The 21,890-nt window shown below is 67.8% G+C and carries 22 protein-coding genes; 8 read left to right on the top strand and 14 right to left on the bottom strand.

Going from position 1 to position 21,890, the window contains the following annotated elements:
• From GX414_07875 to GX414_07855, 5 genes are all read right to left on the bottom strand, one after another.
• The coding region (locus GX414_07875) for a hypothetical protein (protein NLI47009.1) at positions 1-443 on the bottom strand (443 nt) is incomplete at its 3' end.
• A gap of 323 nt (positions 444-766) precedes the next feature.
• Positions 767-2,209 carry a protoporphyrinogen oxidase gene (gene hemG / locus GX414_07870; protein NLI47008.1) on the bottom strand — a complete coding sequence of 481 codons (1,443 nt, stop codon included), beginning with the start codon at positions 2,207-2,209 and terminating at the stop codon, positions 767-769.
• Between the two features lie 32 nt (positions 2,210-2,241).
• Positions 2,242-3,231: a ferrochelatase gene (gene hemH, locus GX414_07865; protein ID NLI47007.1), complete on the bottom strand. Its 990-nt coding sequence runs from the start codon at positions 3,229-3,231 to the stop codon at positions 2,242-2,244.
• Positions 3,232-3,233: 2 nt separating this feature from the next.
• A complete protein-coding gene (hemE, locus tag GX414_07860; GenBank protein ID NLI47006.1) occupies positions 3,234-4,268 on the bottom strand; it encodes a uroporphyrinogen decarboxylase in 1,035 nt (344 codons plus the stop codon).
• On the bottom strand, positions 4,265-5,362 hold the full coding sequence (locus GX414_07855; protein ID NLI47005.1) for a radical SAM protein: 1,098 nt from the start codon (positions 5,360-5,362) through the stop codon (positions 4,265-4,267). The genes hemE and GX414_07855 overlap by 4 nt, the downstream gene beginning before the upstream one ends.
• Positions 5,363-5,626: 264 nt before the next feature.
• On the opposite strand from GX414_07855, the gene GX414_07850 reads away from it, so the two are divergent.
• Both GX414_07850 and GX414_07845 read left to right on the top strand, forming a co-directional pair.
• Positions 5,627-6,430: a hypothetical protein gene (locus GX414_07850; protein NLI47004.1), complete on the top strand. Its 804-nt coding sequence runs from the start codon at positions 5,627-5,629 to the stop codon at positions 6,428-6,430.
• A gap of 1 nt (position 6,431) precedes the next feature.
• Positions 6,432-6,767, top strand: a complete 336-nt coding sequence (locus GX414_07845) for a Smr/MutS family protein (protein ID NLI47003.1) — start codon at positions 6,432-6,434, stop codon at positions 6,765-6,767.
• A gap of 144 nt (positions 6,768-6,911) precedes the next feature.
• Here the strand turns inward: GX414_07845 and GX414_07840 are convergent, their stop codons facing one another.
• The gene (locus GX414_07840) at positions 6,912-7,064 is read right to left on the bottom strand and encodes a hypothetical protein (GenBank protein NLI47002.1); all 153 of its coding nucleotides are present in this window, start codon (positions 7,062-7,064) and stop codon (positions 6,912-6,914) included.
• 350 nt (positions 7,065-7,414) lie between these two features.
• Here GX414_07840 and GX414_07835 point away from each other — a divergent pair, with 350 nt between their 5' ends.
• On the top strand, positions 7,415-7,882 hold the full coding sequence (locus tag GX414_07835; GenBank protein ID NLI47001.1) for a YbhB/YbcL family Raf kinase inhibitor-like protein: 468 nt from the start codon (positions 7,415-7,417) through the stop codon (positions 7,880-7,882).
• Here the strand turns inward: GX414_07835 and GX414_07830 are convergent.
• Positions 7,879-8,361: an adenosine monophosphate-protein transferase gene (locus GX414_07830; protein NLI47000.1), complete on the bottom strand. Its 483-nt coding sequence runs from the start codon at positions 8,359-8,361 to the stop codon at positions 7,879-7,881. The genes GX414_07835 and GX414_07830 overlap by 4 nt on opposite strands.
• A 62-nt stretch (positions 8,362-8,423) precedes the next feature.
• Positions 8,424-9,263, bottom strand: a complete 840-nt coding sequence (locus tag GX414_07825) for a CPBP family intramembrane metalloprotease (protein NLI46999.1) — start codon at positions 9,261-9,263, stop codon at positions 8,424-8,426.
• A gap of 132 nt (positions 9,264-9,395) precedes the next feature.
• On the opposite strand from GX414_07825, the gene GX414_07820 reads away from it, so the two are divergent.
• Positions 9,396-10,127, top strand: coding sequence for a hypothetical protein (locus GX414_07820; protein NLI46998.1), 732 nt, complete (start codon positions 9,396-9,398; stop codon positions 10,125-10,127).
• Positions 10,128-10,210: 83 nt separating this feature from the next.
• Here GX414_07820 and GX414_07815 read toward each other — a convergent pair whose 3' ends face one another.
• On the bottom strand, positions 10,211-10,897 hold the full coding sequence (locus GX414_07815) for a RibD family protein (protein NLI46997.1): 687 nt from the start codon (positions 10,895-10,897) through the stop codon (positions 10,211-10,213).
• Complete coding sequence (locus GX414_07810; protein ID NLI46996.1) at positions 10,894-11,991, bottom strand: bifunctional transcriptional activator/DNA repair protein Ada; 1,098 nt, start codon at positions 11,989-11,991, stop codon at positions 10,894-10,896. Before GX414_07810 ends, GX414_07815 begins: the two co-directional genes overlap by 4 nt.
• Before the next feature lie 345 nt (positions 11,992-12,336).
• Here GX414_07810 and GX414_07805 point away from each other — a divergent pair, with 345 nt between their 5' ends.
• Both GX414_07805 and GX414_07800 read left to right on the top strand, forming a co-directional pair.
• Complete coding sequence (locus tag GX414_07805) at positions 12,337-12,828, top strand: ferritin (GenBank protein NLI46995.1); 492 nt, start codon at positions 12,337-12,339, stop codon at positions 12,826-12,828.
• Positions 12,829-12,928: 100 nt separating this feature from the next.
• Positions 12,929-13,438 carry a ferritin family protein gene (locus GX414_07800; GenBank protein NLI46994.1) on the top strand — a complete coding sequence of 170 codons (510 nt, stop codon included), beginning with the start codon at positions 12,929-12,931 and terminating at the stop codon, positions 13,436-13,438.
• A 144-nt stretch (positions 13,439-13,582) separates the two neighbouring features.
• Here GX414_07800 and GX414_07795 read toward each other — a convergent pair whose 3' ends face one another.
• Positions 13,583-14,428 carry a hypothetical protein gene (locus tag GX414_07795; GenBank protein ID NLI46993.1) on the bottom strand — a complete coding sequence of 282 codons (846 nt, stop codon included), beginning with the start codon at positions 14,426-14,428 and terminating at the stop codon, positions 13,583-13,585.
• A gap of 152 nt (positions 14,429-14,580) precedes the next feature.
• On the opposite strand from GX414_07795, the gene GX414_07790 reads away from it, so the two are divergent.
• The gene (locus GX414_07790; GenBank protein ID NLI46992.1) at positions 14,581-15,573 is read left to right on the top strand and encodes a hypothetical protein; all 993 of its coding nucleotides are present in this window, start codon (positions 14,581-14,583) and stop codon (positions 15,571-15,573) included.
• 77 nt (positions 15,574-15,650) lie between these two features.
• Here GX414_07790 and GX414_07785 read toward each other — a convergent pair whose 3' ends face one another.
• The 3 genes from GX414_07785 to GX414_07775 all read right to left on the bottom strand — a co-directional run bounded on the left by GX414_07785 (position 15,651) and on the right by GX414_07775 (position 20,419).
• The gene (locus GX414_07785; protein ID NLI46991.1) at positions 15,651-16,331 is read right to left on the bottom strand and encodes a hypothetical protein; all 681 of its coding nucleotides are present in this window, start codon (positions 16,329-16,331) and stop codon (positions 15,651-15,653) included.
• 23 nt (positions 16,332-16,354) lie between these two features.
• Positions 16,355-18,337 (bottom strand): transketolase, encoded by a 1,983-nt coding sequence (locus GX414_07780; protein ID NLI46990.1) that lies wholly within the window; start codon positions 18,335-18,337, stop codon positions 16,355-16,357.
• Between the two features lie 102 nt (positions 18,338-18,439).
• The gene (locus GX414_07775; GenBank protein NLI46989.1) at positions 18,440-20,419 is read right to left on the bottom strand and encodes a transglutaminase domain-containing protein; all 1,980 of its coding nucleotides are present in this window, start codon (positions 20,417-20,419) and stop codon (positions 18,440-18,442) included.
• 133 nt (positions 20,420-20,552) lie between these two features.
• Between GX414_07775 and GX414_07770 the strand changes: the two genes are divergently transcribed.
• Entirely contained in the window at positions 20,553-21,887 is a 1,335-nt protein-coding gene (locus GX414_07770; GenBank protein ID NLI46988.1) for an ABC transporter permease, read from the top strand.
• The last annotated feature ends 3 nt before the right edge of the window (positions 21,888-21,890 follow it).

The following is a 21,890-nucleotide window of genomic DNA, read 5'->3' as shown; positions in this document are numbered from 1 at the left end:
GCCTTGCCGCCGCCACCTCCCTCGCCGCCCACCCGGCGCAGTTCGTGCTCGACCCCCTTGCCGCCGCCACCTCCCTCGCCGCCCACCCGGCGCAGTTCGTGCTCGACCCCCTTGCCGCCGCCGCCCCCCTCGCCGCCCACCTGGCGCAATTCGTGCTCGACCCCCTTGCCGCCGCCGCCCCCTTCGCCGCCCATCCTCCACACTCCCTTGTCCGTAACGTTGCCCCCCCCACCCTCACCGCCCGTCTGACCGACACTCCGCTGGAGGTCGGCGACCAGCGAACGATCCGGCCCGCTCTGGATGGTGTCCGGGAACTGCTTGTCCGGGGCGATCGCTCCCTGAGCGGAGGCTGCCGACTTGACAGTGTCCGCTTGGACAGACTCGTCCGACGGTTCGGGCAGATCCAGCGGCGTGAGCGACGGCGGCAGTTTATGGATGTCCATGATACCCTCCAATGAGTATGTTTTCTGGCTCCGACATTGCTGGGTGATTCAATTATCGGCACGCCCCGTGAGTTCGTTGCGAAAAATCTTCATGCCCTCCCCAAACGCCCCCCATCCTCCGCCCTGCGGCAGCCTGCGAGGACGAGCATCCGGCGGCTTGCATCTCTGGCTCGAATTCACTGTCATTGGGTGCAAATCTTCATGCAGAACGCGATGAACGCGTCGCGCCTCGGCAGTGGGGCGGGGGGACAGTCTTTCCGCGAGAACTTCATTTCTCCGCGCCCCATGCCTGGGGCGCGCGGCTTGGAAAACGCCGGGTGGTTTTATGATTCCGGATGGTTGGCGCGGAGGTGGGCGGCGACAGCGGCGGCGGTGCGCAGCGCCGCGGCGCAGCAGTCGTTGACCCCGATGCCGTGGAACGCGTTCCCCACCACCCATAAGCCCGGCACCTGGTCCGGCACTCGTTCCACGCGGGTGCGTAGCGCCCAGTGGCCGACGTTGTACTGGGGGATAGCCCGGTTCCAGCGGAAGATCTTCACGAAATCGGGCTCCGCCGCCACCCCCATGGTGGCGGCCACCTCGCGGCGGGCGTCGGCCAGCACCTCGGCGTCGGTGCGGCCGGCGATGTCGGTGCGGCGGGCGCCGCCCATCATCACCGTGAGCAGCACGCCGCCATCAGGCGCCCGCCGACCGGGGAAGATCGAGGAAGTCCAGAGCACGCCCAGGATGTCGCGTCGCTCCGTCCAGGGGGCCAGAAAGCCGAAGCCGTCGGGCGCGGCCACCCCGCGCCCGGGCGCAAAGCCGAGCGCCACCACCGCCATGGGCGAGTAGGGCAGTGCCCGGAACTCGGCCGCCAGCTCCGGCAGCACGCCGTCGAGGAACCGCCCGGCGGCGTCGGCCGGCGCCGCCGAGACGAACGCGTCCGCCGCCAGGGTTTCGCCGTCGTCCAGCGTCACGGCAAAGCCGCGGCCGTTGCGCGCCACATGCGCGACCCCGCGGCCGAGGCGCACCCCGTCACCGAGGCGCGCCGCCAGCTCGCCGGTGATCGCGTCCAGGCCGGTGTTGAACGACGTGAGCGCGCCGCCGGGTCCGGCGGGACCCGACTCGCTGTTCTCGCCCCGCCGCCGCTTCTCCCGGGCCAGGCGGAACATGGCCTTGAACAGCCCGCCGTAGTCGCGTTCCAGCTCGAAGATGCGCGGGAAGGCGCTCCGCAGGCTCATGGTTTCGGGATTGCCGGCGAAGACGCCCATGACCATGGGGTCCGGGAGCCGCCGGTACGCCTCCTCGCCCAGCCGCCGGCGGGCGAACGCCGCCAGCGTCTCCTCGGCCTCGCCGCGGTACGGCCGCTGCCAGAGCTCGGCGGCGATGCGCAGCTTGCCGCGCCAGGTGAGGAGGCGCGACTTGAGGAACATGGGCGGATTCTCCGGCAGGCGATGGAGCTCGCCGTTCAGATAGATGTAGCGCTTGCGGGCGGCGTCGTCGGAACGGAGCAGCTCGGCGTCCAGACCCAGCCGCTTCACCAGGTCCAGCGTCCAGGGCTTCGAATCGAGAAAGCCGCTGGGCCCTGCCTCCACCCGGTAGCCCGCCTCGGCCACGGTCCAGATCTTGCCGCCCGGCCGCGCCTCGGGCTCCAGCACCACCACCTCCGCCCCGAGGGGCAGGTGGGCGTCGCGCAGGGCCTCCTGCACCAGCCAGCCGGTGGCCAGCCCGGAGATGCCGCCGCCGGCGATGACCACCCGCGGCCTGTAGGTCCGCTCGTCCGCCATGTTCGTTCGTCCTCCCTGCGGGGCCGGCGCCCTCACCCGCCGAGGCGGGCGCGAACCAGCCGTTCCATGATCTCGATGAATGCCGGGTCATCGTCGGGGCATGCCAGCCGGGCGAAGCGCCCGATGCCGGCGTCCCGGGCCTGTTGCGCGAACACGCGGTCCATGTCCCAGAGCGTCTCCAGGTTCTCGGCGACGAAGCCCAGCGGCACCATCAGCACATCGCGGACGCCCTCGGCGGCCAGCCGGCCGATCAGCGCGTCGGTGTACGGTTGCAACCAGCGCCCGGGGCCGAACTTGCTCTGGAAGCCCAGTTCCACCCGCCAGCCGCCCAGCCGCGCCCGCAGCCCGGCGATCGCCGCGTCCACCTGGGTCCGGTAGGGATCGCCCCGGCGGACCATGGACTCGGGCAGGCCGTGGACGGACGGCAGCACCACCGCGCCGGCAGGCGCGAATCCCAGCCGCTCCAGCTCCGCCGTGGCGCGGCCGGCCAGCCAGTCGAGGTAGCCGGGCTCGCCGCTCCAGTCGCGGACCTCCAGCCACTCCCCCGCCCACCCGGCGGGCGCGCCCGCCGCCCAGCGGGCTCGCGCGTCCTCGAGTGAGGAACCCGAGGTGGCGTGGGAGTAGAACGGATATAGCGGCAGCGCCACCACCCGCTCCGGGCGGAACTCCGCCAGCCGGCGGACCGACTCGTCCGTGAGCGCCGGTTGGTAGCGGAACGCCGGCGCCACGCACCAATCGCCGCCTGCGCGTCGCAGCCGCCCCTCGAGCCCGGCCGCCTGGCGGCGGGTGATGGGATTCAGCGGCGAGGCGCCACCGGCCGCGTCGGCGTAGCGCGCCGCGATTTGCGGCGCTCGCCGGCGCGAGATCTTCCGCGCGAATAGTTCCTGGAACACGGCCGGCCCGGGGAGCGGCACCAGCCGGCGGTCCCGCAGCAACTCCTGGAGGTACGGCTGGATCTCGACCGGGGATTCCGGACCGCCCATGGCCAGGAGCAACACGCCGGTGCGCGCGGCCGCAGCCATGCTCAGCGGTCCCCGCGGCGGCCCAGCTCGTGGACCAGGTCCACCAGCCGGGCGACCATGTCCACGGGCGCGTCGGGCCAGATGCCGTGGCCCAGGTTGAAGACGTGCCGCTCTCCCGCCCCGGCGATGACGGCGGCCGTCTCGCGCCGCAGCGCCTCGGGCGTGCCGTAGAGGACGGCGGTGTCGAGATTCCCCTGGAGCACCCGGTCCGAACCCACCCGGGCGCGCACGTCGGCCAGCGGCGTCCGCCAGTCCAGGCCCAGGGCCGGCGCGCCCGCGCCGTCCACCAGGTCCAGGAGGTGCGCCCCGTCGAGCACGTAGTAGATCGCCGGCACGCCGGCGGCGCCGACCGCCGCCAGCAGCCGCCTGGTGTACGGCAGGGCGAACGCCTCGTAGTGCGGCCGGGACAGGATGCCGCCCCAGGTGTCGAAAAGTTGAAAGGCGTCGACGCCGGCGGCGAGCTGGGCGCCGATGTAGTGCTCCAGCGCCCGGGTGATAGTCTCCATGAGGCGGTGGAACAACTCCGGCGCCTCGAACATCATCCCCTTGACCCAGCGGAAGTAATGGGAGCCGCCCCCCTCCACCGCGTAACACGCCAGCGTGAACGGCGCGCCGGCGAAGCCGATCAGCGGCGCCCGGCCGGCCAGCTCGCCCTGGAGCAGGCGGATCGCCGCCGGCACGAAGGCGTTGGCCTCGGGGACGCGCCCGGGATCGAGCGCCGCCAGGTCCGCCTCGGTCCGCACGGGCTCCAGGCGCGGCCCCTCGCCTTCGTGGAAAGTCAGCGCCTGGCCCATGCCGGCCAGCGGAATCAGGATGTCGGAGAACAGGATGGCCGCGTCGAGTGGAAAGCGCCGCAGTGGCTGCAGCGTCACCTCGACAGCCAGTTCCGGCGTCCGGCACAGCTCCAGGAAGTCGTGCCGGGCGCGCAGCTCCCGGTACTCGGGGAGGTAGCGGCCCGCCTGGCGCATGATCCAGATGGGGGTGGTGTCGGGCCGGCGGCCGTGGAGCACGTCCAGGAAACGGGTGGTGGGGTTCATGAAGTGGCCTCTTGCTTGGAAGAGCCGCCGGCGTGCCGGAGCCGGGCCGGCACGTAGTTGCAAAACGGCTCCTCGTCCATGTAGTCGCCGGTGACGGCGTAGGCGCGGGCGCGGCAGCCGCCGCAGATTTTCAGGTACTCGCACTGGCCGCACTTGCCTTTGAAATTGCGGTAGTCACGCAGTTCGTTCAGCAGGCTGCTCTTCTCCCAGATCTCGCGGAAGGGTGTGCGCCGGACGTTGCCCGCCGAGCGCGGAAAATAGGAGCAGGGATACACCTCCCCCTTGTTGTCAATGAGGCAGATGGTCTGTCCGGCGATGCACCCCTTGGCGCCACCGGTGCTGAACTTGAGCGAGCGGCGGGCCAGCTTCTCACCGGCCTTGCGATTCTCCTCGGCCACGATGCGGTAGTAGTGGGGGGCGCAGGTGGGGCGCATGAGCATATCCGGCTCGCGCTTCTCCTGCTCGTAGTGCCAGCGCAGGAGCTCCTCGTAATCGTCGGCGGAGATCAGCTCCGCCAGCACGTCCTCGCCCCGCCCGGTGGGCACGATCATGAACATGTACCAGGCGGTGGCGCCCAGGGATTTGGCCAGGCGGAAGGTGGCGGCGATATCCGCCTGGTTCCGGCGGGTGAACGAGGAGTTGATGATGAACTCGATCCCGGCGGTGCGGAACAGCTCCGCGGCCCGCACCGTGCCGGCAAAGGCGCCGGGTTGCGCGCGGAAGTTGTCGTGCACCGCCGCTGTGGAGCCGTCCAGCGACAGCGACACGATCCGGATGCCGGACGCCTTGATCCGCTCGCACACCGCATCGTCCACCAGCGTACCGTTGGTGGCCAGGCACATCCGCAAGCCGCGGTCGGTGCCGTGCTGCGCCAAATCAAAGATATCTGTGCGGAGCAGCGGTTCGCCCCCCGACAGGACCAGCACGGCGGGGTGGTAATCAGCAATGTCATCAATGAGTTGAAACCCGTCGGCGGTGGAAAATCCGTCCGCCGGCGATTGCGCCCCCGAAGACGACCGGCAATGGATGCACCGCAAGTTGCACCGGCGGGTGGTCTCCCAGGCAATCCATTTGGGTGAAAACACCTGTTCCATGGCATCCTTTTCCGATCGACGGCGCCTCTATCCGCCGCATTGTCCGCCAATTATACTCAGATGCCGGCCGCAGCGCACGTTTTCAAACCATTTTTCAACCAAATGCTTGAATCTCTGAAAATTATCCGCTAAACTGACGATCTCGTCAGGATTCGATTCCCGCGAGTCGACCAGCATGCCGACAGCGCGCCAGATTGCCAGTGTGTTCCCCATCACCCGCCAGGGCTGTCTGCGCCCCATCTTTTCGCTTCTCCGGAGGACCGCGTGAAGGACTTCATTGAAATCCAGGACAACACTCTCGAAGAAATCGTGTACAACGCGATGATCCTGTTCCGCCACAACGATCTCGGGGCCAAGATCGACACCAGTCTGAACCGGGAAATCAAGAAGGAAACCGGCGCGGGCGCGGCCGATTCACCCACCCAGCTCCGTCTCCGGCTCCACAACCGGTTCAACATGGACCTGAACAACGTCTATGCCCTGGAGATTTACACCGAAGCGCGGCACAAAGTGGTGGAAACGTCGGTCAACGTCTATCACGACGATTTCAAGCTGGAGGACTTCCAGCTTCCGGCCGCAGACGTGTTCGAAAAGAATCTGCGCGACGTGAACATGGATTACGTGATGAAGCGCTTCCAGTACAATTTCCGCAACGCGACGCTCCACTGGAAGGCGGCCAAGGCCAAGCAGTTCATCATCGATCCCCAGGTGGACCGCCTCAAGCAGATGCACGACGCCTTCGAGCAGTTCAGCAAGAAGGCCAAATCCCAGCTCAAGCCGCTGCACGACAAGAAAATCCGCGAGTTCCTGACCCACAAGGAGGACGTGGTTCTCGAAAAGCGCAAGATGTCGTACGCCAAATCGCGCATCCTCAAGGTGTACCACAATATTTCCGCCCCCGCGTTCACCACGCTCATGGAGCACCCGCAGCTGTTCAGCGCCCTGCTGCTCGAGTACTGCCTGGTGCCCCTGTTCCTGGCCAACGAGCTCTATGTCATGAGCCTGATCTACAAGCGCAGCCTGGACGATATCCGGACGATCCTGAGCAAACGCATCCAGGAAGTGTGACGTGCGGGCCGGCGAGCCCCCCGCCCCGCCCCCGGCCGATCCCGAAGATGATTCGTACGTGGCCCTCCCCATCGAGGACGCCCTCGACCTGCACGCCTTCGCCCCGGCGGACATCCCCTCGGTGGTCGAGGCGTACCTCCGCGAGTGCCGCGCCCGCGGCTGGCGCGAGGTGCGCCTCATCCACGGCAAAGGGATCGGCGTCCAGCGCCGGCGGGTGCAGACGCTGCTGGCCCGCCTGGATTTTGTGGAGCAGTTCGCCGACGCCCCGCCCGGTCGCGGCCACTGGGGCGCCACCCTCGTGTGGCTCAGGGCCTCGGATTCTTCATCGAAATCGTGATCGTAATTCGTAATCGAGGCTCGAGTCTCGAGGCTCGTTCCACCAAGAGGACATCGGACTTCGGACATCGGACATCGGATGGTTGCCCGGTGAAACTCTGTGGATGCGGCTTGCGGTGATGAACAGACGCCGTTGAGTCTGTTTTCACTCAGCGATGCTGAAACTGCTGTTGATCCAAAGCGACCAGCCGGTTGGAACCCCGTCCACCACCAGCGCCATCATGCTCGGCAGGTCGCCGCCGCCTCCTGCGGCCCGCGTGCGCACGGTGATGTTCCCGTTGATTGCGCATGTGCGCACGATCACGCATCACGATCACGATCACATTGACGAATTACGAGCCCGACACACCCGGAACGCCTATCTCCGACCCAATTGTTTACTGTTCACCGCCATGCCCCCGGCGCCGCATCCTCCGCAACGGATCGGCGGTTGTGATAGAATAGTGACAATTCCAGCCGGCGGATCGCAGCGACATGATGATCAGACCACTCGGCCCATGGCTGTTGACCGTCGTGCTTGCCCTGGCGGCCGCGTTGGCGGTGGCTTGCGGGCAGGCCGGCGGAAGATCCGCGCCGACAGCCGATCGGCAGGCGGCGCGATCGACCGATCGGCCCGACGACCGACCGGCCGCGATCCAGGAGGGTGTTATGAAATTCCAGTTGTCCAGTCCGTCGTTTGTGGAAGGCCAGACCATCCCCACCCGCCACACCTGCGACGGCCCTGACGTGTCGCCGCCGCTGGCCTGGAGCACGCCGCCCGCGGCCACCCGGAGCTTCGCCCTGTTATGCGACGACCCCGACGCGCCCATGGGCACCTGGGTGCACTGGGTGATGTTCAACATCCCGGCCGGCGCCACCAGCCTGGCGGAGAACGTGGCCAAGACCGGCGAGCTGCCCGACGGCTCCCGGCAGGGCGTCAACAGCTTCCGGCGCGTGGGCTACGGCGGGCCGTGTCCGCCCCACGGGCCGGCGCACCGGTACTACTTCAAATTGTTCGCGCTGTCGGAACCGTTGGACCTGCCCGCCGGCTGCACCGCCCGGGATCTGGAGCGGGCCATGGGCGGACGCGTGCTCGCCTCGGCCCAGCTCATGGGCCGTTACGGCCGACGGCTCTAACGCTTGTAACCGATCCGGCGCAGGAAGTCGGTCCGCCACTGCCGGTGGCCGGCATCCTCGACCCCCTTGGGCGGCTCCCCGTCGATCACGCCCAACACGCCGCGCCCCTGTTCCGACTCGGCCACAATGAGCTGCAGCGGATTGGCGGTGGCGGCGAAGATATTGACCACCTCGTGGGTCGCCCGGATCCGCGGCAGGACGTTGATGGGATAAGCGTCCCGCATCAGCACCACGAACGTGTGCCCGGCTGCCAGGGCCCGGGCGTTGCGGATGGCCGCCTGGGTGAGGTCGTCGTCGGTGCCGTCCCAGCGGATGAGGCACTCCCCCGACGCCTCGCAGAAGGCGACCCCGAACTTCAACCCGGGCACCGCGGTGACCATCGCCTCGTAGAGGTCTTCGACGGTCTTGATGAAATGGGACTGGCCCACGATGACGTTGCACCCCTCGGGGATTTCGATGCCGACGGTTTTCAGCTCCATAAGGATTCCTCCAGGATGGGTCGCAGAGCCGGCGTCCGGCCGCGGACGCCCGCCGCGCGGGGCTAGACGGTGAACCAGTATAGCATCAGCACGATCACATTGAACAGCGCGTGGCTCAGGATGGGCGCATAGACGTTGCGCCGCCACAGGTAGAGCACGCCGAACTCCAATCCCAGCAGCGCGGTGATGAAGACCGCGGCGATGCCCTGCGGCTCGTGGGCCAGGCCGAACAGGACGCTCCAGAGCAGCAGCCCGAGCCACGGCGTCCAGAAGTAGACCGCGGAGCGCCGGACGATGAACGCCCGCTGCAGCTCCTCGCGCACGCCGCCGGCGATCACCCCGCTGATGAGCATGAGCGCCAGGTCGCCGGGCGTCCGGATCATCGCCAGCACCGGATTGAGGGGCGGGATCGCCCCGGGGGCGACGAGGCGGATCAGCAGCTCGCCCGCGAACATGGTGATGAAGAGCGCGGGCAGGATCGCGAGCGCCACGAGCGTTTCCCCCGCCCATCCGCCGGCGGGTCGGACGGCGATCCGGAGCGCCGGCTCCTCCCGGCGGGCCCGCTGGCACAGCACGTAGATGACCAGCAACAGGACGGTGCTCAGCATCAGGTACGTGAACAACCCCGCCGGCCGGCGCAGAAGATCGGTGCGGGACAGGCCGGTGAGCCATCCGGCCGCCAGCGCCGCGACGATATCGGTCAGGATCCCCGAAATGAGCACCACTTCCAGCAGCGCCAGCGGCCGTCCCATGACCTGCGGCGCCGTCAGGACCGGCGCCGGAACAGACGGCGGCCCGGCCGGATCGGCCGCCGGCGCCGCGGTTCCAGTCGGCTCAACCGGCGGCGTGCCGGCACCCACCGGCGGTTCGGCCGTGACCCGGGTTTGGTCGAGATCGCGCATCGTCACTCCGTGGCGCCGGTCCCGGCGCTGGCCGCATTATCGCCCAAAGGTCTTGCCGGCGCATGAAAAATCTTTGACGGAAACAGCCAGCCGTCTATAATAAAGGCAATTTCATCCCCAGGAGCAACCGGTATGGTCGTGAAGACGATGCGATTCGTGGTGACCGTTCCCTTACTGGTTCTGGTTCTGGGCGGACTGGCCGGCGCCATGACCGCCTGGCCGCACTACAGCCGGACGCAGCTGCAGGATCCCGCCTTCGTCAACGCCGAGATCCAGAAATATGCGGTCCTCCGGCAGGAGCGCCAGAGCCGGCTGACCGGAGCCACCGATATCCACCGGCTGGCGATCAACGCCGACGTCTACCGCCTCGATGTGATCCTGGACGGGTTGCGCTACGTCGCCGCCCGCGGCTACGAGCCGGCGGATCCGGGCCTGCGCGAGCACGCCTACTTTCTGAGCCACAGCTACCCGGGCATGCCGGTGGCGACACGGGCCACCGGCGAGCCGAAGTCGGGGCAGCCGGCCGTCGTCTATGAGCTGTCGGAGAAAGACCTGGTGGCGCCGCTGCCGCTGGCCACGCCGGACGTGGAGATACCGCCCGAGCTGACGGAAGTCCGGGGCGTGGTGAAAGCCCGTTTCACCATCGATGAGGGGGGTGTGCCCACTGACTTCCATATCATCAGCAGCGTGACGCCCGCAGTGGACCGGCTCGTGGAACGGAACATCCTGGATTCATGGCGTTACCAGCCGGCCACCCTGAAGGGCCAGGCGGTCCGGGTCTACTACCGGGTGATGATCGCCATCAACCAACCACGTCCCCCGACCGCTCCGGCGCCACCACCCGCTGCGCCGCCGCAGGAGTAGCGTGCCGTCACGAGACCGATCGGCGGGCAAGGCCTGCCGGTCCGCCCAGCGGGCCCGTGTCCTGCCTCACCTCCCGGCGCCGCTCAACGCGGCGTGTGTCTCACCCGGTAGTGCAGAAACAGTTCATCCCCCGCCCGGTCCACGGAACGGAGCACGCAGCGCGCCCGAACCGCTTCCGGAAGCCCGGCACCGTCCACGGGCGTGGGCGCCGCCGCTCCGCCGAGGACCACCGGACACAGGGTCAGATACACCTCGTCCACCACGCCGGCCTCGAAGAACAGCGCGTTGACCCGACCGCCTCCCTCGACGAGGATCTCCCGGTAGCCTCTCGCCGCCAGCTCCGTCAGGAGCCGCCGGATGTCCGGCGGTTCCGTCACCGGCAGGCGGGCGACCTCCGCCCGGGCGCCCGGCGGCGCCGTAAACGATGCCGGTGTAGCCACCAGGATCCGGTAACGCGTCTGGCGGAAGATCTTCAGCTCAGGATTCAGCCGGCCGCTGCGGCTCAACACGCACAGGTCAGGGGTGGCGGAGCGCCCCGCGGCCTCGCGCGCGGCTGTGAGCGCCGCATCCCGCACGTGGAAGGGGGGATCATCCCGTCGGACTGTTTCGGCCCCCGCCACGATCAGGTCGGCCCGGGCACGGACCGCATCCATCCGCCGGCGGTCCTCGCGCGAGGAGAATCCGGCGCCGGACCGGTCGGCCGCGGCGATCTTGCCGTCCAGGGTGACGGCGTAATTGCAGAACACGGTGGAACGGTTGCGGTCGCTCACGGCTTTCCCTCCCGGCGGCGCGCCGGTCCTTCGGCGGGCATCGCCGCGCGGCGGCCGGCCTCGAGATCGAGGAGAAACCGCTTGCGCCACAGGCCACCGCCGTAGCCCGTCAACGCGCCGTCCCGGCCGATGACGCGGTGGCACGGCACGATGATGGAGACACGGTTGTCGCCGTTGGCCCTGGCCACGGCCCGCACCGCCCGCGGCGCTCCGACGGCCGCCGCCTGATCGGCGTAGGCGCGGGTGGCGCCGTAGGGAATTTCCAGGAGCGCCGCCCACACCCGCCGCTGGAACGGCGTGCCCGTCAGGACCAGCGGCAGGTTGAATGTCCGCCGGGCGCCGGCGAAATACTCGTCCAGCTGACGCTGGAGCGCGTCGAAATGCGGACTGGCGCCCGGCACCAGCTCCACCCGTAGTTGCCGGCGAAGGCGCGCCAGCTGGGTTTCCATCGTCCGCCGGTCAACGAACTCCAGGAAGCAGATTCCCTCCGGCATCGCCCCCGCCAGCATGGGCCCCAGGGGGGTCCGGACACGCGTCACCGTGACCAGGCCGCGCCGGGAGCTGCGCACGGGCGCAAAGCCGGTGGTCCGCTTGAACGATTCGGTGAAGCCGCTCAGCGACTCGTAACCGGAGTCAAACGCCGCATCAATGACTTTGCCGCCGTGGCGGATCCGCCCGAAGGCGTCCGTGATCCGCCGGGCGCGCAGATAGGCCTGGAAGGTCATCCCGTGGTGCTTCTGGAACCAGCGGCGCACCCGATCCGGATCGACTCCCCGTGCCCGCAGGGCCGCGTCGGGCAGCCGCAGGGCAGGGTCCGCCTCGACCGCCTCGAGCACGGGCCGCAGCCAGGGCGGCGCCTGGCCCGGGTGCCCCAGCGGCTCACACAGCTTGCAGGGACGGTAGCCCGAAAGCAGTGCCTCGCGGGGCGAGGCGAAAAACTCGACGTTCTCACGCTTCGGCTTCCGCGCGCCGCAGGTGGGCCGGCAGAAGACGCCGGTGGTCCGCACGCCGACCACAAAAATCCCCTCGAACCGGGTGTCCTTGTCGCACAGGGCGCGGTACAGCGTGTCCGCGTCAGGCAGGGATAGCATCATGCCGCCACCTCCTGGTTTCGGCCGCTCGCGCGGGGCGCGCTCGCGCCGTCGGGCCCACTGTACCGCGACCACCGAAGCGTGACAACCGGAAACGCGGCATCCATGTACCCGCCGCGGCGCCCGGCGCCGCGGTCCGCACCGGGACAGTCCGCTCAAAACGACCGCTGGGCCGAAGCGGTTGTGCGGCAATTTGCGCCGGCTGGAAACCCCGGGCCCGGAGGCGGCATCCAAACCAGCGGCGGCCTGATGATCGTCGGACGATCCGCGGAAGGTTGCCCGGTTGAGGTTCTTCGATTACAATACATCAGAACGCCAATTCGAAATCATTTTCAAGGAGTATACACAATGATCAAAGACAAGATGCTGAAGGCCATCAACGAGCAGATCAACGAGGAGTACGCTTCCGCCTACATCTACTTGTCCATGTCGGCGTTCTTTGAAAGTATCAACCTCCAGGGTTTCGCCCAGTGGATGCGCGTCCAGGTCAGAGAGGAAACAGCCCACGGAGACAAGTTCTTCAAGCACATCGTCGAGCGGGGCGGGCGCGTCGCCCTCAAGGCGATCCCCGAACCGGCCTTCGAGTGGAAATCGCCGCTGGACGTCTTCCAGGCCACGCTAAAGCACGAGCAGCACATCACCGCCTGCATCCACAAGCTGATGGACCTGGCCCACGCCGAGAAGGACTACGCCGCCATCGGTCTGCTGCAGTGGTTCGTCGACGAGCAGGTGGAAGAGGAAGCCCACGCCGAAGAAATCGTACAGAAACTGACGATGATGGGCGATGCCAAGCACGCCATCTACATGCTGGACCGCGAGCTCGGCGCCCGCGGCAAGTGACCGGCGACCGAGAACACCGCCAGCCATCGTCCCGATCTTCCGCCGGCCCGGCGCCACGCCGGGCCGGCCTTGAATCCGCGATTATAATCCTGGAGGCAGCATGACCGTCGAACAAGCCATCATCACCGCGATCCAGTACGAGAGCCGCGTCCACAAGGCGTACGCCGATCAGGTGAGCTGGATCAGCGACCCGGCGGGCCGCCGCATCTTTCAGACGCTGGCCGACGAGGAGCAATCCCACCTCGACTACCTGCACCACAAGCTGGAGCAGCTCAAGCAGACCGGCAACGTCCCCGCCGACACCCTGCCCACCGCCATCCCGGCGCCGAAACAGATCGAGGCGGCCGGCAAAAAAATGCAGCAACACGTGGCGAGCGCTGATCCGACCAACGACCTACAGATGCTTTCCAACGCTCTGGAGCTGGAGCTGAAGACCAGCGCATTTTACGAGGACATGGTCCGCCTGCTCCCGGCCGAGGGCCAGAAGCTCTTTAAGCGCTTCGTCGAGATCGAGCAGGGCCACGTCGCCATCGTCCAGGCCGAGATCGATTCGCTGACGCAAAACGGTTACTGGTTCGACTGTTTCGAAGCTGACCTGGACGGGGTGTGACCGACCCGCCGCCGGTTCCCAATCCCGAACAAAAACCGGCTGCGCCACCCGACGCGCCCCGTTCACCGGGGCGCGTTCCATTTTACCCGTACGCCGGCAGCGTTCGACGGCACGGTCGGCGAATGATCCGGGCCGGCGCCGCTTTCACCGGCTGTCGGGCGGCGCCGCCGTCGTCACCGCCCGCAGCCGCTCCAGCAGCTCGGTCTTGGCCCGGCTGGTCTCGGCGTCCAGCGTCACCGGCGCATCGGCGGCCTTGCAGCCGCCGTCGGCGGCGCGGTACTGGCGGAAGTCCCGGCAGCGATTGGGCGAGTGGAAGTGGAACACAATCCCCAGCGGCGACTTGAGCCGGAACAGGCTCACCTCGGCCAGCCATAGCGCCAGCGGGCAGACATCCATGATGAATGGGATCACCTGGCCGCTCTGCGCCTGGTGCCGGAGCATGGCGGCCCAGTAGTCCGCCATCTGCCGTTCGTCGAGCATGATCTGGAGTCGGACGTCCACGTGCCCGCCGCGCGGGAGCATCCCCAACCACTCCCCCACCCGGCACGGCGTGTCCGGGCCGCCGCAACCGCCGGCTCCCGGACGATCGGCGAAGGCGCAGAACTCGTTGAAGCGCCGCTGGGCGCCGGCACGGGCATAGGGGGAATCGGGCGCCGGCCGGCAGGCGCCGGTGTGGGGTTTCTCGCAATAGGCCTGGAACACCCAGAGCTGGGGCTTTTCCGCCAGCTCGCCGGCGGACCAGCGGCGGGCCTGCTCCGCCACGTAGGCCACGAACGCCTCGCGGGAGGGCACTCCGAGGCACCGGCCCCGGAAATCGTCCCGCTGGCGGACGGCCCAGTGGCGCAGATTGCCCAGCGCCGTCAGCGGATGCCGCAGCAGGGGGGCCGCCAGACGCGGCGCCAGCGCCAGCCGCCGGGCCGCATACAGCGGCAGCTGCAACCAGAGCCGGAAACCGATCTCGGCCGTGCGGTCCCGCTGAAACCCTGACATGACAACCTCATCTTATAGCCTAGCGGCCCATGACAGGCCCGGACGCAACATTTTACACGTTCCGTCGATAAGTCCACCGTGGAAATGTCACACCGCATGGACTACAATACAGACGCCATAATTGGTCAAACCATGATCCTGGAGGATGAGCGATGAAAAGACTGATTGTGTTGGCTTCTCTGACCGTGCTGGTCGCGGTGGCGACGGGCTTCGCGGCCGCCGCCGACGGCAAACCGGTGATTGCCGTCAAGACGTTCAACCTGCCGGAAGACTCCGTGTACTACAACTCCACGGTGGGTTCCGGCCTGACGGACATGTTCATCACCGAGCTGCAGAAAACCGGCAAGTACACCCTGATCGAGCGCGCCCAGGTGGACCTGCTCACCGACGAGGTGGACTTCGGCAAGTCCGGCTACGTGGAGCAGGCGTCCGCAGTGCGCAAGGGCCACATCAAGGGCGTGCAGTATTACTTCCTGGCCAAGGTCACCAACTTCGGCGCCAAGCAGAACAAGGTGGGCGGCAGCGGCTGGGGCGGTGGCGTGTTCGGCGGCCTGGGCTACAAGAAGGATGAGGCGTACGTCCGGATCGATTACCGGATCGTGGACGCCACCAGCGCCGAGACCATCATGGCCGATTTCGGCGAGGCCACATACTCCAAGAAGGGCGTCAGCATGGGCGGCGGCAAGTGGGGTTCCGGCGGCGGTGCCCTGGATGTCTCCTCGAGCGAGTTCCTCGAGAGCATGGTGGGCCGCGCCACGATGATGGCTATGGCCAACATCATCGAAAAGATGGATCATTCCTTCCTGGCCACCCACACCTCCCGCGCCGACCAGCTGGCCCAGGACGAGGCTAAGGCGCAGGATGAGGCGGTGGCCGCCCTGCGCAAGGTGCCTGGCAAGGTACTGGCCATGGTTTCGGCCGAGATGGTCATCATCGACCTCGGCTCCAACAACGGCGTGAAGGTGGGCGACCAGGTCGCCGTGTTCAAGAGCGTGGACATCAAGAACTCCCGCGGCGAGGTGGTGTTCACCGAGGAAAAGGAAGTGGGTCTCCTCGAGGTGTTCGAAGCCCAACCCGACCGGTCCAAGGCGCGGGTGGTCTCCGGCTCCGACATCAAGGAAGGCCACACCGTTAAGTTGAAGTAAGCGCTTGTGCCGCAACCGACAACGGCCGCCGGTCAGACCGGCGGCCGTTTTGTTTTCAGGGTGCGCCCGCAGCGGGCTCAGGGCTTGGCAGGGGTGATGGTCCGCCGGGGCAGCACCTTGCCCTCGAAGGGAATGGCGAACGGGCCCACCGTCCGGCCGTCGGCGCCCTTGCGGATGGAGGTCGCCAGTGAATCCGCCAGCAACTCCACCGTCTCGAGTCCGGCGGAGTCGGCGATGTCCAGGACCACCCGGGCCACGGCGATGCAGCCGGCGGGCGCGTCAGCGCGGGTCTGGTAGGAGGTGAAGCGGACCAGCCCTTCGGCGTTGGCCTTTTCCAGATTGGTGAAGACAGGGGCTTTCTGGTATCCGGGCGTATTGCCGCCCAGCACGTCCACCAGCCGCACCTTGGCCGGATCGAACGTGATCCCCAGGATGTAGGCGCCCAACACGCCGGGCACCTTGTCGTCGGCATCCCCGACCACCAACACCTCCGTCAGGTCCACCAGTACGGGGAGGGTGTACCGCTTCCCGTCGGGCGGCTGATTCTTCTCGAGGACCAACCGGGCCTTTCCTTCGAGACGGCCCGGCCGCAGCGCCGGCCCGGGTGGCGGTGTCTGGGACGGGTCCGGGCGGATCGTCTCCTGGGTCGCGGGCGCGGGGTCGGCGAACGGAGCCGCCGGTGCCGGCACGCCCTGGGCGGCGACTGCAGCGAGGACCAACAGCGTGAAACCGGTGATCCGAATGATGGCGGTCGACATGGATGGCCTCCCGTTCGATTGAATCAGCGGCTCGACGGATCGTCCGCCGGCACGGCGGCGGGGCCCGCCAGCCGGCGGATGACCGTTTTCAGACTGTCCGCGTCGAGGCCCTGGGAGCGCAAGATCTCCTCGGGTGTCCCCGACGTGGCATACTCGCGCACGCCCAGCCGCACGAGGCGGACGTGCAGGTCCCGTTCCAGGATGCGGGCGGCCAGCGCAGCGCCCAGGCCGGTCTCACGATGATGATCCTCGTAGGTGATCAGCACGCCGGACGCGCAGAGGGTGGCCAGGTCGGCGGCGTCCAGGTCGCGGGGCGACGGGACGCCCGCCACGGCCACGCGGATGCCCTCGGCGGCCAGTTCGTCGGCCACGCGGACAGCCCGGCCGGCCAAGGCCCCCAAGGTGGCGACGGTGACATGGGCGTCGTCCGCCGGCCGGAAGAAATCGGCCCGGCCGTACTCAAACCGGTAGTCGGGGCCGAAGAACGGCTGGCCGTCGGTGCGAAGCACCGGCGGACATTTGGACCGCCCCATCCCGATGAAGCAATTCCCCGGCTGCCCGGCGGCCCAGCGGACCACTCGGTCCGTCTGGTTCGGATCGGCGGGGATGACGCTGCGGAAGCCAGGCAGGTTGTGGAGCAGTCCCAGATAATCGATAGCGTGGTGGGTTTTGCCGTCCTCGCCCACGTCGGTGCCGATGTGGGTGCAGACCACCTTCAGGTTCGCCTCGTTGATATCGTTGAGCCGCTGCTGGTTGTACGTCTCGTCGACGCCGAACACGCCGAAGTCGGCCCAGAACACCTGGACGCCCTGCGTGGACATGGCGCCGGCGGCAACCGCGGTGTGGTGCTCCATGATCCCGCACTGGAAGAACCGGTCGGGGTGGGCGGCAGCGAACCCGCCGGTCTTGACGCTGGCGGCGAGATCGCAGTCGAACACCACGATGGGCGTGGCCCCGGCGCGGGGGCGGTTGAGCGACGCGACGTCCTCCAGCGCCTTACCCCAGGCGCTGCGGTTGTCGGTGGGTTTGTCGGCGGTCCAGAGCCGCGGTTCGCCCGCCGCGACATCCACGTGCGCCTCGGGCGGGCGCCAGGCCGGCAGATGGGCCGTGCCGCGGCGGCGCATCTCGCGGTAGCGGTCCAAATCGTTGGGCAGGCCGAGCTCCGCCAGCGCCTGGTCCAGTTGCGCCTCGTCGAGCGCCTGGCCGTGCCACTTGGCCAGGTTCTCCATGAACGACACGCCCTTGCCCATCACCGTGTGAGCCAGGATGGCCACGCAGTGCGTGTTGTCGCGGACGGCCCGGCGGAGCGCGCCGTAGATCTGCGCGTAGTCGTGGCCGTCGATCTCCAGCACCCGCCAGCCGTCGGATTCGAAGTTGGCCCGGATGCGCTGGGGCATCACCGCGCCCGTTTCGCCGCTGATCTGCAACCGGTTGAGATCCACCAGCGCCGTCAGGCGGGTCAGGCCGAATTTCACCGCAAAGCGGCGGGCTTCGGCGATCTGCCCCTTCTGCTGCTCGCCGTCGCCCATGACCACGAACACACGGCTGGGCAGCCCCAGGACTTCGGCGGCCAGCGCCATGCCGCAGCCGGCCGACAGCCCCTGCCCCAGATTCCCCGTGCTCCACTCCACGCCCGGTACGCAGCGCTCCACGTGCCCCTCGAACGGTCCGCCGGCCTGGCGGAAGTGGGCGATGGCTTCGTCCACCGGGAAGAATCCCAGTCCGCCCAGAGCGGCGTACACGCCCGGCGACGTGTGGCCGTGGCTGATGACGATCCGGTCGCGTTCGGGCCGGCGGGGTTCGGCCGGGTCCACGCCGGCCAGGCTGTAGAGGACCTGGTACAAATCGATGGACGACATGGATCCGCCCGGGTGGCCGCAGCCGGCCAGGGTGGTCATCTTCAGGATGTCGCCGCGGGCGCGGCGCGCGCGCTCCCGAAGCTGGCTTTCGATCTCGGGCGCAAGCGTCGGGGCGGCGAAATTGCGGCAACAGGCGGGTCGGCTCATGAACCTGTCACTCCCCATGAGATTACAGATGGGACAGTATACCCCCTTATCCCACAAACGCCAAGGGGGACCCGCTGCTGCGGCCGCGTCCCGCGCGCGCCGTCAGAACGGCATCGGCAGGATGCCACCGTTGCTAGCATGGCCGGTGAAGCTCTGGTCACACATCAGGTAGAGGTTCTTGCCGCGCGACAGCGTGTGCAGCCGGTCGATGAGCACATACTCGGGCCCCTTCAGCAGCCCGGCCTTGCGGATCGCATCCACCGTCTCCTTGAGATTGCGCTCCAGCAGGTAGCGGCCCACCCGCAGCGACACCTTCTGCAGCCGGTCGTTGTGCCGGTCGCGGAGATACGAGATATCCGTGATGAAGCGGTACTCAGCGCCCTGAAAAAAGTGCTGGCAGATGTTCCGGTACGCCTGCACCAGCGCGTCAACCACGCGACGTTCGCCGGCGGCCTCGAGGTAGAAATCATCATCGATCACCCCGATGTCCAGCAGCAGGTCGTCCTCCTGGCTCAGCTTGATCTGGAACCGCGCGTGGATCTTGGATTCCGCCGGCTGGTAATCCGGGGCGACGTAGAGGATGTCCGGGTCGCGCATGTCGGTGATCTTGGGCAGCTCGGGCGGAACAGGCCGGTCCGACAGGACGAACGGGCTGCCGTTGGAATGGAGAAATTCCCGCTGCAGGTTGAGGCCGGAGGTGCGCATGACGCCGACCGACTGGGTGAAGGAGGTGACGAAATCGGCGTAGAACCGCTGGATGATGGACGGGAAGACGTGGGGAGAGACCTCGCCCAGCTTCTCGTCGCCGGTCCAGTTGAGGAAGACGTCCGAGGAATCGTCCACCGGCAGGTTCAGCACGCGGCTCTGCACCGTCACCGGATAGATGTGGATTCGGTTCTTGAACTGGACGAAGTAATCCGGATCCTGCGCCGCGCTGGCCAGGGTGGGATCGCAGATCATCCAGTGCAGGTCGCCGTCCTTGAGCGGCAACCCCACCTCGACCCAGGCGTGGGCGCCGAGGTGGTTGAAATCGTAGATGTGCCCCACCGCCGACTTGGCGGGGATGCCCAGCGCCCGCAACAGTGTGATCATCACCCGGGTGTAGTCGTCGCAGTCGCCCAGTCCTTCCTGGATCACCTGCAGCGGCGTGCGCGCCATGGAATTCCGGAAATAGCGGATGTTGGTGCCGACGTACCGGTTGACGCGACGGATCACCTCGTACAGGTTGTCAGAGCCGGCGGCGATGCCGGCGGCGAGGCGCTCCAGTTCCGCCCGCTCTTCCTCACCGCGGTAATCCCGGCTGGCGATGAGCCGGGCGATCCCCGCCACCGAGTTGTCCTGCAGCGGCGGCATGACGGCGGCGAATCGCGAGGTGGAGATCGTGTCGTAATTTTTTAGGCTCACGGAGCCGTTGACATAGATGGAGCACGGCGTGGCCGGATTGCGCAAGGCTTGTTCCAGTTCCTTCCGGTGTACCGGGATCGTCAGGACAAAGCTGTCGCCGGTGCTGCCGGGGACAACGCGGAAGTTGGCCCGGCGGTAATTCAGGAGCACCGATTGCACGTCCACCCCGGGCGAGAAGATGATGGGAAAGCGGAAGGTGATCTCGATGGAGCCGTCCGACTGCCCCTCGGCGCGGGGGTAGAGCAGGCAGCGGATGATGAAGGGCAGCCGGGTCCCGCCATCCACCGGGCGGATTTTCAGATCGGGCGCCTCGTCCGGATCGTGCGGGTAGCTGAAATTGACGAAGATCCGCCCGTCCCGCAGGATGAGGTTCTGCTCGTTGGCCCGGTTGGGGGAGAAGCGGGCGTAGTGCACGAAAGTCGGCGTGTCCGGCTCCAGCACCGGGCCAAGGGAATCGGCGTGCTCCTGGTCCGACTGGAAGCCGGTGGCGGCCTTGGGACCGCCCGCCAGCAACGGGTTGACGAAACGCCGGATGATGGAGCCCGGATCGTCGTCGGCCACGGGCAGACTGTGCAGGAGCGGCGGCGCGGCGGCCTGGCCGCGGACCCATGGGACCGGGAGCGCCGTTACGAATCCCACCACACAGATGAGTGCAGCCGCGATGCGCTTGATGTTCATGTTGACGATGTTCTCCACAAATTTGTTCTATTATACTGAACCCGGATCATTTTTCTTCATCGCGACGTAGAATATCCCCAGCCGGCGACATCGGAACACAACCCAGAGCTTCACCACGCCGGCGGGAGCATGCATGAACTGGATCGAATCGTTGCGCCTGGCCGTAGTCAACCTCCGCCAGACGCCATTGCGGACGGCGCTCACAACCGCCGGCGTCATGATCGGCACCGGCACCCTTGTCTGCATCTTCGCTTTCGGCGTGGGACTCCAGCGCCTGACCACCGACGAGCTACTCAAATACCGGGTTCTGACCACCATCCAGGTCATGCCGGCCGCGCCCGTGCCACGGCCCGCCGATCGCGCCAAGCCCGCTCCGGCGACGCCGCGGCCGCGCCTCGACGACACGGCCATGGCGCGGTTCCGTCGCCTCCCCGGCGTGGTTTCGGCTTCGCCGGTGGTCCAGTTCCCCGTCGAGGTGCGATACGGCGACAAGCGCCGAAACTCCCTCGGCCGCAGCCACGATGCCGCCGACGCCGAAAGCCGGACGGCCTATCCGCTGCGATGCGGCCGCCTGTTCCTGCCGGGCGCAAACCGCGAGGCGGTGATCACAAAGGACTGCGCGGCCGCCCTTGGGTTCAAGGCCCCCGCGGCCGCGCTGGGCCGGGAGCTGGAGCTGTCTTTCTTCACGGCCTCGGCCGGCGGCGGCGCGGCGGGCCCGCTTCCCCTGTCTGCGTTCTCAGTGGCGCGGCGGGAACTCACGGTGCGCGTGGTGGGCGTCGTCGAGCCGCCGGATAGCCTGTTCAGCAATCCCATCCTCCGGATGGAAATCCTCCTGCCTCTGGACCAGGTCCGGGCGTTGGGCCTGCTGGACGTGATCGCGCTGGAAAGCCTGCTGCGCAATCCGTCCGCCGGCGACCCCTACCAGACAGTGGAGGTCCGCACCGCCCGCGCCACCGACGCCGCCCGGGTGGAACAGACGATCCAGAAGATGGGGTTCCGGACCGTCTCCCTCATCTCCATCCTGGGTGAGATGAACCGCTTCTTCATCCTGATGGACGCCGGACTGGGCGCCCTCGCCGGCGTCTCGCTCCTGGTCGCCTGCCTCGGGATCGTCAACACGATGATCATCGCGGTGCTGGAACGGCGCCGGGACATCGGCATCATGAAGGCGGTCGGCTCCCGCCGCGCCGACATCCGCCGCCTTTTCTTCATCGAGGGCGGCCTGATCGGTTTCGCCGGCGGGGTGCTCGGCGTGGTGCTCGGCTGGCTCGCGTCGCTGGGGATCAATTATCTGATGAACATTTATATCCAGCAGCAGGGCGCCCGGCCGGCCGACCTGTTCCATCTTCCCGCCTGGCTCATCGCGGCTGCCGTCGCCTTCGCCACGCTGGTGGCTCTGGCCGCGGCGTTGTACCCGGCCACCCGTGCCGCACGCCTTGATCCGGTGGAGTCGCTCCGGCACGAGTAGCGG

The organism is Acidobacteriota bacterium, from assembly GCA_012517875.1.
GTDB lineage: Bacteria > Acidobacteriota > JAAYUB01 > JAAYUB01 > JAAYUB01 > JAAYUB01.
Note: the sequence above shows the minus strand (reverse complement) of the source record. Positions and strands in the feature narration are given on the sequence as shown.

Excerpts from the sequence above, each read along its gene's own strand:
- hemG (NLI47008.1), bottom strand. The coding sequence starts at position 2,209 with ATGGCGGACGAGCGGACCTACAGGCCGCGGGTGGTCATCGCCGGCGGC.
- hemH (NLI47007.1), bottom strand. The coding sequence starts at position 3,231 with ATGGCTGCGGCCGCGCGCACCGGCGTGTTGCTCCTGGCCATGGGCGGT.
- hemE (NLI47006.1), bottom strand. The coding sequence starts at position 4,268 with ATGAACCCCACCACCCGTTTCCTGGACGTGCTCCACGGCCGCCGGCCC.
- GX414_07855 (NLI47005.1), bottom strand. The coding sequence starts at position 5,362 with ATGGAACAGGTGTTTTCACCCAAATGGATTGCCTGGGAGACCACCCGC.
- GX414_07835 (NLI47001.1), top strand. The coding sequence starts at position 7,415 with ATGAAATTCCAGTTGTCCAGTCCGTCGTTTGTGGAAGGCCAGACCATC.
- GX414_07830 (NLI47000.1), bottom strand. The coding sequence starts at position 8,361 with ATGGAGCTGAAAACCGTCGGCATCGAAATCCCCGAGGGGTGCAACGTC.
- GX414_07825 (NLI46999.1), bottom strand. The coding sequence starts at position 9,263 with ATGCGCGATCTCGACCAAACCCGGGTCACGGCCGAACCGCCGGTGGGT.
- GX414_07820 (NLI46998.1), top strand. The coding sequence starts at position 9,396 with ATGGTCGTGAAGACGATGCGATTCGTGGTGACCGTTCCCTTACTGGTT.
- GX414_07810 (NLI46996.1), bottom strand. The coding sequence starts at position 11,991 with ATGATGCTATCCCTGCCTGACGCGGACACGCTGTACCGCGCCCTGTGC.
- GX414_07805 (NLI46995.1), top strand. The coding sequence starts at position 12,337 with ATGATCAAAGACAAGATGCTGAAGGCCATCAACGAGCAGATCAACGAG.
- GX414_07800 (NLI46994.1), top strand. The coding sequence starts at position 12,929 with ATGACCGTCGAACAAGCCATCATCACCGCGATCCAGTACGAGAGCCGC.
- GX414_07795 (NLI46993.1), bottom strand. The coding sequence starts at position 14,428 with ATGTCAGGGTTTCAGCGGGACCGCACGGCCGAGATCGGTTTCCGGCTC.
- GX414_07790 (NLI46992.1), top strand. The coding sequence starts at position 14,581 with ATGAAAAGACTGATTGTGTTGGCTTCTCTGACCGTGCTGGTCGCGGTG.
- GX414_07785 (NLI46991.1), bottom strand. The coding sequence starts at position 16,331 with ATGTCGACCGCCATCATTCGGATCACCGGTTTCACGCTGTTGGTCCTC.
- GX414_07780 (NLI46990.1), bottom strand. The coding sequence starts at position 18,337 with ATGAGCCGACCCGCCTGTTGCCGCAATTTCGCCGCCCCGACGCTTGCG.
- GX414_07775 (NLI46989.1), bottom strand. The coding sequence starts at position 20,419 with ATGAACATCAAGCGCATCGCGGCTGCACTCATCTGTGTGGTGGGATTC.
- GX414_07770 (NLI46988.1), top strand. The coding sequence starts at position 20,553 with ATGAACTGGATCGAATCGTTGCGCCTGGCCGTAGTCAACCTCCGCCAG.